This is a genomic window from Phytohabitans houttuyneae (genome assembly GCF_011764425.1).
Lineage (GTDB): Bacteria > Actinomycetota > Actinomycetes > Mycobacteriales > Micromonosporaceae > Phytohabitans > Phytohabitans houttuyneae.
The window spans coordinates 1,347,539-1,361,307 of the sequence record NZ_BLPF01000001.1; the positions used below are offsets into that span (position 1 = coordinate 1,347,539).

The 13,769-nt window shown below is 72.9% G+C and carries 15 protein-coding genes and 1 riboswitch; of the genes, 11 read left to right on the forward strand and 4 right to left on the reverse strand.

What is annotated here, in order from left to right; translation table 11 throughout:
• Positions 1 to 392 precede the first annotated feature (392 nt).
• Both Phou_RS06245 and Phou_RS52230 read right to left on the reverse strand, forming a co-directional pair.
• Positions 393 to 1,349 carry a GlxA family transcriptional regulator gene (locus Phou_RS06245; RefSeq protein WP_173054349.1) on the reverse strand — a complete coding sequence of 319 codons (957 nt, stop codon included), beginning with the start codon at positions 1,347 to 1,349 and terminating at the stop codon, positions 393 to 395.
• A gap of 3 nt (positions 1,350 to 1,352) precedes the next feature.
• Positions 1,353 to 1,961 carry a hypothetical protein gene (locus Phou_RS52230; RefSeq protein WP_246273301.1) on the reverse strand — a complete coding sequence of 203 codons (609 nt, stop codon included), beginning with the start codon at positions 1,959 to 1,961 and terminating at the stop codon, positions 1,353 to 1,355.
• Positions 1,962 to 1,995: 34 nt separating this feature from the next.
• Between Phou_RS52230 and Phou_RS06255 the strand changes: the two genes are divergently transcribed.
• From Phou_RS06255 to Phou_RS06280, 6 genes are all read left to right on the forward strand, one after another.
• Entirely contained in the window at positions 1,996 to 2,655 is a 660-nt protein-coding gene (locus tag Phou_RS06255; RefSeq protein WP_218578805.1) for an alpha/beta fold hydrolase, read from the forward strand.
• Positions 2,652 to 3,287, forward strand: a complete 636-nt coding sequence (locus Phou_RS06260) for a hypothetical protein (RefSeq protein ID WP_173054353.1) — start codon at positions 2,652 to 2,654, stop codon at positions 3,285 to 3,287. The genes Phou_RS06255 and Phou_RS06260 overlap by 4 nt, the downstream gene beginning before the upstream one ends.
• Positions 3,288 to 3,320: 33 nt before the next feature.
• Positions 3,321 to 4,097 carry a DUF3152 domain-containing protein gene (locus Phou_RS06265; protein ID WP_246273302.1) on the forward strand — a complete coding sequence of 259 codons (777 nt, stop codon included), beginning with the start codon at positions 3,321 to 3,323 and terminating at the stop codon, positions 4,095 to 4,097.
• A gap of 63 nt (positions 4,098 to 4,160) precedes the next feature.
• Positions 4,161 to 4,661, forward strand: coding sequence for a SigE family RNA polymerase sigma factor (locus Phou_RS06270; protein ID WP_173054355.1), 501 nt, complete (start codon positions 4,161 to 4,163; stop codon positions 4,659 to 4,661).
• Positions 4,654 to 5,610: a hypothetical protein gene (locus tag Phou_RS06275; RefSeq protein ID WP_173054357.1), complete on the forward strand. Its 957-nt coding sequence runs from the start codon at positions 4,654 to 4,656 to the stop codon at positions 5,608 to 5,610. Before Phou_RS06270 ends, Phou_RS06275 begins: the two co-directional genes overlap by 8 nt.
• A 146-nt stretch (positions 5,611 to 5,756) precedes the next feature.
• Positions 5,757 to 5,827: riboswitch (guanidine-III (ykkC-III) riboswitch) on the forward strand.
• A 7-nt stretch (positions 5,828 to 5,834) separates the two neighbouring features.
• The gene (locus tag Phou_RS06280; RefSeq protein ID WP_173054359.1) at positions 5,835 to 6,104 is read left to right on the forward strand and encodes a CBU_0592 family membrane protein; all 270 of its coding nucleotides are present in this window, start codon (positions 5,835 to 5,837) and stop codon (positions 6,102 to 6,104) included.
• On the opposite strand, the gene Phou_RS06285 is transcribed toward Phou_RS06280, so the two are convergent.
• Positions 6,073 to 6,939 carry an aminoglycoside phosphotransferase family protein gene (locus tag Phou_RS06285; RefSeq protein ID WP_173054361.1) on the reverse strand — a complete coding sequence of 289 codons (867 nt, stop codon included), beginning with the start codon at positions 6,937 to 6,939 and terminating at the stop codon, positions 6,073 to 6,075. The two genes, Phou_RS06280 and Phou_RS06285, sit on opposite strands and share 32 nt — an antisense overlap.
• 188 nt (positions 6,940 to 7,127) lie before the next feature.
• On the opposite strand from Phou_RS06285, the gene Phou_RS06290 reads away from it, so the two are divergent.
• From Phou_RS06290 to Phou_RS06310, 5 genes are all read left to right on the forward strand, one after another.
• Complete coding sequence (locus Phou_RS06290; protein WP_246273303.1) at positions 7,128 to 8,780, forward strand: peptide ABC transporter substrate-binding protein; 1,653 nt, start codon at positions 7,128 to 7,130, stop codon at positions 8,778 to 8,780.
• 86 nt (positions 8,781 to 8,866) lie between these two features.
• Positions 8,867 to 9,538, forward strand: coding sequence for a nucleoside/nucleotide kinase family protein (locus Phou_RS06295; RefSeq protein WP_218578808.1), 672 nt, complete (start codon positions 8,867 to 8,869; stop codon positions 9,536 to 9,538).
• 185 nt (positions 9,539 to 9,723) lie between these two features.
• Positions 9,724 to 10,209, forward strand: a complete 486-nt coding sequence (locus Phou_RS06300; protein ID WP_173054365.1) for a GNAT family N-acetyltransferase — start codon at positions 9,724 to 9,726, stop codon at positions 10,207 to 10,209.
• 71 nt (positions 10,210 to 10,280) lie between these two features.
• Positions 10,281 to 11,807 (forward strand): alkaline phosphatase D family protein, encoded by a 1,527-nt coding sequence (locus Phou_RS06305; protein ID WP_173054367.1) that lies wholly within the window; start codon positions 10,281 to 10,283, stop codon positions 11,805 to 11,807.
• Between the two features lies 1 nt (position 11,808).
• Positions 11,809 to 12,996: a hypothetical protein gene (locus Phou_RS06310; protein WP_246273304.1), complete on the forward strand. Its 1,188-nt coding sequence runs from the start codon at positions 11,809 to 11,811 to the stop codon at positions 12,994 to 12,996.
• 118 nt (positions 12,997 to 13,114) lie between these two features.
• Here Phou_RS06310 and Phou_RS06315 read toward each other — a convergent pair whose 3' ends face one another.
• Positions 13,115 to 13,711, reverse strand: a complete 597-nt coding sequence (locus tag Phou_RS06315; RefSeq protein ID WP_173054369.1) for a DUF305 domain-containing protein — start codon at positions 13,709 to 13,711, stop codon at positions 13,115 to 13,117.
• Positions 13,712 to 13,769 lie beyond the last annotated feature (58 nt).

The window sequence follows — 13,769 nt, forward strand, 5'->3', positions numbered from 1 at the left end:
GCAGCGGAGCGTTTTCTTGGGGTGCGTTCCCGCGGCCTCACCCTGCGCGGTCGCCAGGCTCAACCCAAGGGCCTGCTCCGCATCGACCGTCACGGACCGCCGCGCTGAGTCCGCCCACGATGCGGCGCCGTCCTGGAGGGCTTACTACCGTCAGTGACCATCCGTCGGACGCAAGCGGCGCCGCAGCCGAGACCTTGGTGAGTTGGCGCGTTATTTCGACGCTAACTTGCCAAGATCTGCCGAAGCGGGGCTCCTGGGTTGAGCTCGGCGACCGCGGAGGGTGAGGCCGCGGGAGCAACGGTCCGGACCACGGCGGACATCGCGGCAGCTCACATCTATCGTTTTGGGTTGGATCTTTTGAAGGCCGCCCCTGACCGCGAGAGACTCCCGCGCTAGCCGGCGGCGAAGGCGCGGCGGTACTCGCGGGGTGGCACGCCGCGGTGCTTGAGGAACTGCTCGCGGAGGACGGTCGCGCTCGCGTAGCCCACGCGGCGCGCGACCTCCTCTATGGACAGTGAGGTCTCCTCCAGCAGCTCCTCGGCCCGCGCGAGCCGCTGCCGCAACAGCCAGGCGTGCGGCGTGGTGCCGGTCGACGCCTTGAAGCGCCGCGCGAACGTGCGCGGGCTCATCAGCGCCCGCGCCGCCAGCTCCTCGACCGGCACCGTGCGGTGCAGGTTGTCCGCGGCCCACGCGAGGGCCGCCGCGAGCCGGGCGTCGTCGCCGCTCTCGGGGACGGGCGCCTGGATGTACTGCGCCTGGCCGCCGTCGCGGTGTGGCGGCACCACCATGTCGCGGGCGATCGCGTTGGCCAGGGCGGCGCCGTGCTCGCGGCGGATCAGGTGCAGGTAGAGGTCGGTGCCCGCGCCCGCGCCCGCGCCGGTGATCAGGCGGCCCTCGTCGACGTAGAGCATGCCCGGCTCGACGCGCACCTTCGGGTACCGCGCGGCGAACTCCCCCGCCAGCCGCCAGTGCGTGGTCGCCCGCAGCCCGTCGAGCAGGCCGGTGGCGGCGAGGATCCAGGAGCCGACGCAGTGGCTGGCGACGATGGCACCCCGCGCGTGTGCGGCGCGGACCGCGGCCTTCACCTCGGCGGACGGCTCGCCGCGGAACGAGTCACCCGGCAGCAGCAGCACCAGGTCGCCCGCGGCGAGCCGGTCGACGCCGTGCTCGACGGTTAGTCGCAGCCCGACGTCGGTGGTCACGCTACCCGGGCGGTCGGTGCAGAAGGTGAGGTCGAACGCCGGCAGCCCAAGGTGTGTGCGGTCGCCGAAGACGGCCGAGAGCAGGCCGAGCCCGAGCGTGCTGGCCTGCTCGGGCACGAACGCGGTGATCGACCGGAAGCCGCCCATCGGTCAGAGCGGCTGGTACAGCAGGTCGGCGACCTGGTCGGGCACGTCGATCACGATCGTGTGATAGGTCTCGATGCGCGAGACGACGTCTTCCCGCGGGCCCTTGTGCCACGCGTCGCCGCCGTAGAACGCGTCCTCCAGCGCCGCCCGCTCCTCGACCGAGGCGAAGCGCCGCACGAGGAACGCCTCCTCGTGCCCCTCCTCGTCGACGAGCGACGGCCCGAACCGGACCACGCTGATCCCGTGCTCGCCGAGCAGCGGCAACGCCACCTCCCGCATGACCCGCAGGAAGTCGTCGCGGGTGCCTGGGACGAGCCGGTAGGTACGGACCTCGATGATCGCCACGTCCCCGAGCGTAGGCCGCCCCGCCGACGAAAACCGGCCCGGCGCGGCGCAGATCACGCCCAGAGGTGTGGGGTGCGGGTCCGCGGGGTCGAAGCGGGGCCAGCCGGGGTCGCCGGCCGCGGCGAAGGACGTCCACGAGGCGCGCACGCGGGCCGACAGCTCGGCGAAGTCCGGGGGCGGCGGGGAGCCGATCAGCCGCGCGGCGTAGCGGTTGTCCGCGTCGGTCGCGCCGGGGCTGGCGGAGCGGTACGCGGCGCGACGGTACACCGGGGACCGGATGCCCCGGCTAGTCTTGGGGCCTGTGACGGCAGCGCGGTTGCACTACCGAAGCTGGGGTTCGCCCGAGAGCGAGCCGATCATCCTTCTCCACGGCGGCGCCACCGACTCCTCCACCTGGGGCGGCACGGCCGCGATCCTTTCCAAAACATGGCGGGTGTACGCGCCTGACCTGCGCGGCCACGGCAAGAGCGAGTGGCCCGGCGAGTACTCGCTGGAGCTGATGCGCGACGACGTGCTCGCGCTGATGGACGAGCTCGGGCTGGCGCGGGCCTCGTTCGTCGGGCACTCGATGGGCGGCGCGGTGGCGTACCTGATCACGCTGGACCGGCCCGAGCGGGTGAGCCGGCTTGTGCTGGAGGAGGCGCCGCCGCCGGTGCCGCTGGGTTTGCCCGTGCCTGCGCGGCCGGACGGCCCGCTGCCCTACGACTTCGCCGTGCGGCCCGCGATCATCGGCCAGCTCAACGCGCCGGACCCGGACTGGTGGACCCGGACCGAGGAGGTCACCACGCCCACGCTGGTCATCTCCGGCGGCCCGGCGAGCCACCTCCCGCACCGCACGATGTACGAGTTCGCCGCGCGGATGCCCGGCGGCCGCCTGGTCACGATCCCGGCCGGGCATCTGGTGCACGCGACCGAGCCGGACCGCTTCCTCGAAGCGGTGGCCGGGTTCTTCGACGGGTGAGGCGCGCGCTCGTGGCCGTGGCGGCGGCGGTGGCGCTGGCCGCCTGTGACCACACGCCCGCGGCCGCTCCCTCGCCCCGCGCCACCCCGCCACCCGCGTCCGGCGCCCAGCCCGCCACCGGCCCGATCACCCCGCAGCAGTTCCTGCAGCCCGAGGACATCGGCTCGGGGTACCGGATCGCGGCCGCCGCCGGCTCGGGTGACTGGACCGTGGAGGCGAGCGCGTCGCTGCTGCACTGCCCCGCCGGTGACGGCACGCCGGAGCCGGCCGACAAGCACCAGCGCAGCCTCGTGCGGGGCAGCCCGCAGGCCGGCGACAGCGTGCTCCAGTACGTGGCCCGCTACCGCCCCGGCGACGCGGCCCGCTACCTGCGCCGGCTGAGCGAGCGGATCGGGGCGTGCCGGCCGGCGACCGGGCGGTCGATCAGCGTGGCGCGGCACGGGTTCGCCGGCGACCAGGCGCTGCTCGTGGCGGCCTACTTCGGCGGCGGCTCGGCCGTGACGCACGTGCTGGTGCGGCAGGGTGACCTGGTCACCGAGTTCGTCGTGAAGGCGGGCCGGGGCCGCTCGATCCTCCAGCGCCTCGGCCGTACCGCCGCCGAGCGGCTCTGCGACGGCGGCCGCGCCTGCTGAAACGGCGGCCGGCCCCCGTGTCGTGATCAAGGCATGCGGGGTGGGCGGATCGCGGTGGCCTTGGTGGCGTGCGGCGCGGTGCTGGCGGGTGTGTTCGCGGTCCGTGCCGGGATGCCCGGGCGGGCGATACCGTCCGCGGCGCCGGCCACGCCGCCACCGCCCACGCACGCGCCGAGCCCGACCGGGTCGCCCTCACCGCCACCACCGCCGCCTGAGATCACCTACGTGGCGCGCGGCGAGGGGACGTGGCGCTTCGCCGCCGGCGGCGGCCCGGTCGCGGGGCGGTCCGGCCAGCTGATGCGGTACCGCGTGGCGGTGGAGCGGGGCATCCGGAACATCGAGCCGGACGCGTTCGCCGCCGAGGTGACGCGCACGCTCTCCGACCCGCGCAGCTGGACCGGAAACGGCCGGTGGCGGCTGCAGCGCGTGGGCAGCGGCTCGCCGTACGACTTCACCGTCTACCTCACCACACCCGGCACCCGCGACGCGCTGTGTCCCGGCGACGACGGGTACACCTCATGCCGCAACGGCGAGCGGGTGGTGCTCAACGTCGCGCGGTGGGTGCACGGCGTGCCCCGGTACGGCGCTCCCCTCGACGCGTACCGGCAGTACCTGGTCAACCACGAGGTGGGTCACCGGCTCGGCCACGGCCACGAGAAGTGCCCGGGGCCGGGGCGGCCCGCGCCGGTCATGCAGCAGCAGACGCTCGGCCTGCACGGCTGCGTCGCGTACGGGTGGCCGCTGCGCGCCGGGCGGCTCTACCAGGGCCCGGCGGGCTCGTACGACGACCCGATCCCCGAGGGACCGTAGTGCCCTTGACCTGCGGATTGAAACCGATCGGGCGCCCCGCCGCGTGTACCGGTGGGGAGGGCGATGATCTCGTTCGACGAATTCGTGACCGCACGCGGCCCGGCGCTGCTGCGGTTCGGCTACCTCATGTGCGGCGACCGGCACCTGGCCGAGGACATCCTCCAGGAGGTGCTGGCCAAGGTGTACCGCCGGTGGAGCCGGATCGCGCGCACCGAGCCGCCGGAGGCGTACGTGCGGCGCGCGATCCTGCACCAGTACCTGTCGTGGCGCCGCCGCCGGGCCAGCACCGAGGCCGTCGTCGCGGACGTGCCGGAGCACCCCGACCCGGGGCTGATGGCCGAGCACGTGGCGGTGCGCGACGAGATGTGGGCGCTGCTCGGCACGCTCCCCCGCGTGCAGCGGGCGGTACTCGTCCTGCGCTACTACCTCGACCTGCCCGACCCGGAGATCGCCGACCTGGTCGGCTGTGCCCCGGCGACCGTGCGCGTGCACGCGTTCCGCGCGCTCGGCGCGCTGCGGGCGCGGCTCTCCGAGCACCTGACCGCGGAGGATCGCAGTGGATGACATCGAGCACCTCGTCCGGGTGACGCTCACCGACCGGGCCGCCGCGGTCGCGCCCCCGACCGACCTGGTACGCACGGCACGCGGGCGGGCGCACCGGGGGCGCCGGCGCGCGCAGGCGGCCGGTGTGGCGGTGGCGGCCGCGGCGGTGCTGCTCGCGCTGCCCGCCGCCGCCCGGCTGTGGACGCCCGCGCCGCCGTCCGCTGTGGACGCCGGTGCACCCTCGGCCGTGGCGCCGGCGGTGCCGCCGTTCCCGTTCACCCCGGGGGTGTCGCTGCCCGGCTACGGCGCGCCGATCGCGGAGCTCTCCGCCGGCGTGCCCGGCCTGCGCTTCGACGGCGGCGCCGGGCGGTGGCTCACGGTCGCCGTCCACGACGAGCGCCCGGCTCCGCCCGAGTGGGACGTGCCGCCGAAGTTGTTCAACGTGGTCGTGGGCGACCGGAAGGCCACGCTGGAGCTGGGGCGCGGCGGCTGGACGGTCACCTGGCAGGCGGCGGGCGGGCGGTGGCTGCGCGTGGAGGCCGACGGGGAGGCGACCCGCGAGGAGGTGCTGCGGTTCGCGGCCGGTCTCGTGCCCGGCGAGGTGGCGGTCAGGTGGCCGTTCACGTTCGAGTCGGTGCCGCCCGGCCTGGTGCCCGACGTGGTGAGCCGCCCGGCGGTCTCGTTCCGCCCGGAGCGCGCCGCGCCGAGCCACGGCTTCGCCGGCAAGCTGACCGTGATGCTGTCGGACACCGCCGAGACGGCGGCCGGGGGTGGCCGGCAGGTGGCGGTGGGAGCGCGCCTCGGCCGGCTCGCGGTCGGGTCCGGCGCGTCGATCCTCACCGTCGACCTCGGCGACGGCCGCACGCTTGTCGTCCAGGCGGACGCCGCGCTCGGGCTGGGCGATGCGACGCTCGCCGCGTTCGCGGCCGGGGTGCGGGTGACCCCGGACGCGGTCGTCGGGCAGGGCTGAGGTCCCACGGTCGCCTCACCTCCCACGGCGGTGAGGCGACCCGGCACTTCCCGCGCGTCTATTCGATCTCAGGAATAGGACTTGGTCAATTGGTGAGGCTGCACACCGGTGCGGGCGCCGGCCGGCGGTGCGGGCTAGGCTGATGGACGGCGGCGCCATTTCGCGACCGTCCCGGACGAGAGCGCTGCCGTACCCGGCCCGGCAAAGACGGCGCGCACACGACTATGACTCTCATCGATCTGATCGAGATCGGCGGCTCGCTGCTGATCCTGACCGCGTTCGCCGGTGCGCAGATGGGTCGCCTCGACGGGCGCTCCCGGCCGTACGTCATCCTCAACCTCGCCGGCTCCGCCGTCCTCGCGGTGATCGCACTCAGCCACCAGTCCTGGGGTTTCCTCCTGCTGGAGGGCACCTGGGCGGTGGTTTCCGCGATCTCCCTGGCGGCGGTGCTGCGAAGGCCGGCTACCGCACCTCCGCGAGGGCATGCACACTGACCGCGGCCATCCGCGGGTTGTCCGCTGACTGCGCCCCGATCGCCGTGCCGAGGTTGAGCGCCCAGCCGCGGGCGCGTACCCACGTGTCCGGGTCCATGCCGGTCAGCGCGTCGTAGCGGGCGCGGAAGGCGGCCCGTCCGGCCGCGTCGAAGGCCAGCCACGCGACGGCCAGGTCGGTCGCCGGGTCGCCGGCGGTGAGGTCGCCGAAGTCGATAACCGCGGCGAGCCGGGCCGGCGCGGAGGGCGCCAGCACGAGGTTGCCCGGGTGCAGATCGCCGTGCAGCCAGTACGGCGGGCCGGCCCAAACCGGCGCGGACACGAGCCGCTCCCAGAGTGCGAGCAGGTCGGGCCGGCCGGCGAGGCGTTCGCGGACCGCCGGGTCGCGGGCGGCGAGTGGCACACCGCGCCACGGGTTGGCCGGCGCGCCGGCGGGCGCTGGCCCGTGCAGCCGGGCCAGGAACTCGGCCAGTTCGGCGGCGGCCGGCGCGCGCTCGGGCGGCGGCACGTCCACGGCCGGCCGCCCCTCGAACCACGGGCAGATCGACCACGGCCACGGGTACCCCTCGCCGGGCACGCCGGCCCGGACCGGTGCGGGTACGACCGTGCCGGTGCGCGCGGCGAGGGCGGGCAGCCAGCGCTGCTCGTGGCGGATCAGGTCGACGGCGACGGCCCGCCGCGGCAGCCGCACGCACAGGTCGGCGCCGAGCCGGTAGATGACGTTGTCCCACCCGTTCGCGACCAGTCGCAGCGGTCCGTCGAGGTCGGGATGCTGCGCTCGGACGAGCCTGTGCACGAGTGTTGCGTCGATGTCGACCTCAGCCGCCGGTGTGTCCACGCCCACATCCTGCCCTTAGCGCGGAAATCGGCGACAACCCGTCGGACGGGCTGGGGCGTCCATCAGAAAGACGGCAGGAGCACCTGTCCCCATAGACCCCACAAACCCCATAACGCCCGCCCGCTGCGCCAGATACCCCCCTGCGCGGCGCGGACAACTGCGGGCTGAATCAGGAAGGAGTCGACAGGATGCACAAGATGCATCGGTCGAAGCGCGCATTCGCGCTCACCGCCATCGCGACGGTGTCGCTTGTCGCGGCGGGCTGCAGCGGTGGTGGAGATGAGGATACCGGCAACGAGGACGCCACGGCCAACGCTTCCATCACCATCAACGGCACGCAGCCGGAGGTCGGTCTCGTGCCCGGCAACACCAGCGAAACCGGCGGTGGCAACATCGTCGACCACCTCTGGACCGGCCTGATCACGTACCCGCCGGGCGGGGGCGAGCCGGAGAACGCGGTGGCGGAGTCGATCGACACGACCGACTCCCAGAACTACACAGTGAAAATCAAGAAGGGCACCAAGTTCCACGACGGTACCGAGGTGAAGGCGAAGAACTTCGTCGACGCGTGGAACTACACCGCACTCTCCACAAACGGGCAGCAGCAGGCGAGCTTCTTCAGCGACATCGAGGGTTTCGCCGACGTGCACCCGGAGGACCCGGACGGCGAAGGGCCGCAGGAGGCGCCGGAACCGAAGGCGCAGACGATGTCCGGCCTCGCCGCGGTGGACGACTACACGTTCACCATCAAGCTCCAGGCACCGTTCTCCATCTTCAAGAGCAAGCTGGGCTTCGCGGCGTACTCGCCGATGCCAGACGTCTTCTTCCAGCAGGGGCCGGACACCTTCGGGCGCAATCCGATCGGCAACGGGCCGGTCAAGTTCGTCTCCTGGCAGGACGATGTGGACATCCGGCTGGCCCGGTTCGACGAGTACACGCTCGCCGACAAGGTCAAGGTCAAGGAGGTGACGGTCAAGCTCTACCAGGAGGACACCGCCGCCTACGCCGACCTGCAGTCCAACCACCTCGACTTCATGCAGCAGGTGCCCGTCGTGAGCCTCGCGGGTGAGAAGTGGAAGTCCGACCTCGGCGACCGGGCGATCGACATCGCGATCCCGGTGCAGCAGATGATCTCGTTCCCCATCTACGACGCCCGGTTCAAGAACCCCGACCTGCGCAAGGCCATCTCCCTCGCCATCAACCGCGAGGAGATCGCCTCCAAGGTCTTCTTCAACAGCCGCAAGCCGGCCACGAGCTGGGCCGCACCCGGCACTCCGGGCGCCGAGCAGTTCGCCTGCACCGCCTGCTCGTACAACAAGGAGGAGGCTGTGGCGCTGCTGCAGAAGGCGGGTGGCTTCAGCGGCCGGCTGGTGTTCTCCTACAACGCCGACGCCAGCCACAAGGACTGGATGGAGGCGGTCGCGCAGAGCGTGAAGAACACATTGGGCATCGACGCGGTGGCCCAGGGCGTACCGACGTTCAGCAACTTCCGCCAGCTGATCAACGCGCGCAAGATGACCGGGCCGTACCGCGCCGCCTGGCAGGCCGACTACCCGAGCGCGGAAAACTGGGTCGGCCCGCTCTACGTCAAGGGCGCCGCCTCCAACGACGGCCAGTACGACAACGCCGACGTCAACCGCCTGTACGGGGAGGGCACGAAGGCGGCGACGGTCGAGGAGGCGTACGCCAAGTTCGCCGAGGCCATCAAGATCGTGGACGCCGAGGTGCCGTCGATGCCGATCGTCGCGGTCTCCCAGCAGTCCGGCATCTCCGACCGGCTCAAGCCCATCAAGACCGACTGGGTCGGCGTCATCGACCTCTCCTCGGTCGAGCTGAAATAACCCAACGGGGGGTGGGCCGGGCCGTGCGGAAGCCTCCCCGCACGGCCCGGCCGTGCCGGCCGCCACCTTCTGGGATGATCGCGCCCGTGGACGCCCGCACCCTGCTCCTGGAGACTCTTGCCGGCCGCGTGCTCGCGGTGGCGCGGCCACATCCCGTGCGCGTGGCGGTCGACGGCTGCTCCGCCGCCGGCAAGACCACCCTCGCCGGTGAGCTTGCCGCCGCGCTGCGCACCCGCACGACCCGCCCGGTGCTGCGCGCCAGCGTCGACGACTTCACGAAACCGGCGGGCACGCGCACGGCGTACCCGCCGCACACGCCGGAGAGCTACTACCTGGACACCTGGGACCCCGCCCAGATCCGCGCCGACCTGCTGCTGCCGCTGGGCCCGGCCGGCGACGGCCAGTACCGCACCGCCCCCGGCGCACCCACGACCCGCGCGCCCGGCGGCGCGATCCTGCTCGCGGACGGCATCTTCCTGCAGCGCCCCGAGCTCGACCCGCACTGGGACCTGCGGATCTACCTGCACGTCGGCTTCGACGTGGTCCTCGAGCGCGGCGTGGCCCGCGACCACCAGCGGATGGGTGGCGCGGCCGAGGCGGAACGCCGCTACCGGACCAAGTACCTGCCCGCCGAGCGCCGCTACGTCACGGACGTCCGCCCGGCCGAACGCGCCGACGTTCTCGTCGACAACACCGACCCCGCGACGCCCGTACTGCTGCGCGACCGGCTATCTAGACACCGTTCGCGGTCAGGGTGACTGCGAACGTCAGGTTCACATTGAGATAGATCCGGGCTACCGCGATGTCCGCGGTAGCCCAAATCTCTTGGAATGACCGTCGAGATCTCGACGGTGAACGCCGCCCGCACCAGGCCGCGTCGGGCGGTGCCGCATTGAGGACGGACCTGCGCACCCCGACCCTGAAAGGTCTCTAGACTCGGCGGATGACCATCCGACCTGCTGAAGCCTGCGACGCGGGCGCCGTGGCCGAAATCTGGTACCACGGTTGGCGCGACGGCCACCTCGGGCACGTGCCCGCCGCGCTGGTCGCGATCCGCACGGAGGAGTCGTTTCACAAGCGGGCGGTGCAGCGCGTGGGCGACACGACCGTGGCGTTGCGCGGCGGTGAGGTGGCCGGCTTCGTGATGGTGGTGGGCGACGAGGTGGAGCAGGTGTACGTCTCCCGCGACCACCGTGGCAGCGGCGTCGCCGCCGACCTGCTCGGTGCGGCCGAGCGGCTCGTGGCGGCCGGTGGGCACGCGCGCGCCTGGCTCGCGGTGGCAACGGGCAACGCGCGTGCCCGGCGCTTCTACGAGCGGTGCGGCTGGACCGACGAGGGGGCGTTCGACTACCCGGCGGCGAGCGAGGACGGGCCGATTCCGGTGCCCTGCCACCGATACACGAGGGACGTGCGCGAAAAAGCCCGCTAGGCCGTTGCGTACGGCGGAAATTTTCACTGGGGGGCCTTGCCTCGTTCATCCATGCCAATCAAAGTCATGGCATGAGGAAGCTCTCCCGTCGCACCCTCGTCCTCAGTGGCCTCGCGGTCGCCAGCGCGACCACCCTCCCGACCCGATCGGCAGTCGCCGCCGTTCCGTACCCGTTCCGGCTCGGCATCGCGTCCGGCGAGCCGGCGCCCGACAGCGTCGTGCTCTGGACCCGGCTGGCCCCCGTCCCCCTCAACGCCGACGGGCAGGGAGGCATGGCCAACGCCGACGTGGTCGTCGACTGGCAGGTGTCGACCACTGACCGCTTCACCACGCTCGTGGCACAGGGCTCGGTGACCGCCCGTTACGCCGACGCCCACTCGGTCCACGTCGTCGCCGGTGGGCTGGCACCGGACGCCGACTACTTCTACCGCTTCCGGGCGCAGGGGCACGTCTCGCCGGTCGGTCGCACGCGCACCGCGCCGGCGGCCGGCACGTTCGGGCGTGACCTGGTGATGGCGTTCGCGTCCTGCGCGCACTACGAGTCCGGCTACTACACCGCGTACCGGCGGATGGCCGAGGACGCTCCCGGCCTGGTGCTGCACCTCGGCGACTACATCTACGAGGACGCCACCACGGCCGGCTCGATCCGCGAGCACGCCGGCGCGGAGACCGTGTCGCTGGCCGACTACCGGCGGCGGTACGCGCAGTACAAGTCCGACCCCGACCTGCAGGCCGCGCACGCGGCCGCGCCGTGGCTCGTCGTGCCCGACGACCACGAGGTGGAGAACAACTTCGCCACCAACACGCGCGCGGACAGCAGCCCGGCGCTCACCGCGGCACAGTGGACGGCACGGCGCACCGCCGCGTACCGCGCGTACTACGAGAACATGCCGCTGCGCCCGTCCGCGGCGCCGAGCGGCAACAGCATCCCGCTGTACCGGCGTGTCCACTGGGGACAGTTGGCGACGTTCCACATGCTCGACACCCGCCAGTTCCGCTCGGACCAGGCGTGCGGCGACGGGTGGAAGGTGTGCGCCGACGCCGACCTCGCCTCCCGCTCGCTGACCGGCTCGGCGCAGGAGACGTGGCTGCTGAACGGGTTGGCACAGCGCTCCGCCACCTGGGACGTGCTGGGACAGCAGGTCTTCTTCGCCCGCCGGTTCGACGCCGCGGGAGCGGCCAGCATGGACGGGTGGGACGGCTACCGGGCGTCCCGCTCGCGGATCCAGCAGGGCTGGGTGCAGCGCGGTGTGCGCAACCCGCTGGTGCTCACCGGCGACGTGCACCGGGCGTGGGCGAACGACCTCAAGGCCGACTACGCCAACCCGAGCTCGGCGACGGTCGGCACCGAGCTGGTGTGCACCTCCATCTCGTCGGGCGGCGACGGCTCCGGCAGCACCACGATCCCGGATGTGGCGACCAACCCGCACCTGCGCTTCTACTCCGACCGCCGCGGGTACACGCGCACGACCGTCTCCCGCACCCAGGTGCGGGCCGACTTCCGCACGGTGGGGAGCGTGACCGAGCACGGGGCCGCGGTCTCCACGCTGCGTTCGTTCGTCATCCTCGACGGCCAGCCCGGCCTGCAGGCGGTGTGAAATGTCGATCATCTCAGTCGCGACGGCGATCCTGATGCTCGGCGTGGAAAGCGTCACCTGGTCGGCGGCGAACAGCGTCGCCACCGGCGACCAGGACGTGCCCTCGATCGCGGCCAACCGCAACGGTCACGTGGCCGTGGTGTGGGAGGACGACCGCGACACCACGGCGCCCGCCGACGACGCGCACTCCGAGATCTTCCTGCGCCTGTACCGCAACGGCACGTCGGTGTACGAGCTCAAGCTCTCCGGCGGTGGCACGAGCGGCGTGGCGTGGAAGCACGTCACGCCCGACGTGGGCCTCGACGACCGGGGCAACGCGGTCGTGGTGTGGGCCGACGACCCGGACGGCAACGGCTACTACAACGTCCCGTACCGCGTGGTCTCCCCCACCGGCACCGTGCTCGCCTCCGGCCGCGCCAACGCCAACACCGACGGGCAGCAGGTCTTCCCGAAGGTCTCGGTCGACCCGGACGGGGTGCCGGGCAGCACGAGCGCGGTCGCGTTCACGGTCGTGTGGGAAGACATCCAGGGCACAAACCCGGCCACGGTACGCGCCGCGGGTTACACCGCCGCCGCGACGAAGGCGTACGAGGTGGTGGCCAGCCAGACCACGGGCGACCACCGGCGGCCGGACGTGGCCGCGCTCCCCTCGGGCGAGGCGCTGGTGGCGTGGGGCAACGCGGGCGACATCGGCCTGGTGAGGCTGGCGCGGGCCAACGGCGCCGTGACCCTGTCCCGGCGGCTGGCCAACGCACAGACCGCCGGCCAGCAGCAACGGCCCGCGGTGGCGGCCAACTACGCCGGCGACTTCGCGGTGGCGTGGGAGTCGGCCGGTGTGTGGGTGCGATCGTTCGCGGCGGCCGGGAGCCCGCGCCACACCGACCTGGAGGTGGCGTCGAGCGGGGTGGCGCCCGGCATCGGCATCGACGACCAGGGCAACGTCGCGCTGGCGTGGTCGGTCGGCGGCACCGACCCGCAGGTGTGGATCACCGGCCGCAACCCGGACGGCACCGGCACCGGCCGGCTGGGCGCGCAGGTGCTCAGCCAGGCCACCGCGGGCCGGCAGGAGCAGATCGCGGTCGCGGCCTCGCCGTGGTCCGAGGTGAGCGTCGCGTACACCGACGACAACGACGGCAACCAGTTCGACCAGATCATCTTCGGCACGGGCGTGACGAACTCGACCTGGTAAAAATCCAACCCAAACGAGACGTGAGCTACCGCGACGCCCGCGGTGGTCCGGACCTGCTTCGAATTGGACCTTCTGAAACGGCTAGCACGGTCGCACCTCGCCCCGACCGCGAAGATGGCTAGCCCGCGACCATCCGCAGCAGCTGCTGGATCTGCGCCCGCACCGTCTCGTCGGTGCGGGCGGCCAGCGCCTTGACCTGTGGGTTCTGCCCGCCGGTCACCTCCATGCGGGCCAGCTCGACGGCACCGTGCTGATGCCCGATCAGCATGTTCAGGAACGCGGTGTCGAAGTCGGCGCCGGGCATCGTGCCGAGTTCGGCGATCTCCTTGTCGCCGAGCGCGGGCAGCCCGCCGTGCGCCGCGTGCGCGTCGGCGTGGGCGGTCGAGACGAGCGGCTCGCCCCACGCCCGCAGCCACCCGGTGATCGTGCGGGCTTCGGCGGCTTGCGCGGCGGCGAGCTCGGTGGCCAGGCCGCGCACCTCGGGGCGGGTCGCCTTGCCCTTGCCGAGCGCGAGCAGCGCGGTGGCCGGCTCGTGATGCGCGAGCATCATCTGCAGGAACATCGTGTCGGTCGCGTTGTGCGCACCGTCCACAGTGGCCGGCAACGCGGCCGCGCTGGTGGCCGCCGGCGCGGGAGGCGTCGCCGCCCCACCGGTGGTGGCCTCCGCGCCACACCCGCCCACCGCCAGAACCACCACAAGCGCAAGCGCTCGCATCCCGCCTCCACTCGGCACCTGCGGTTGATCAGGGAGTTCGTGAGGCGGCGCGCCGGAA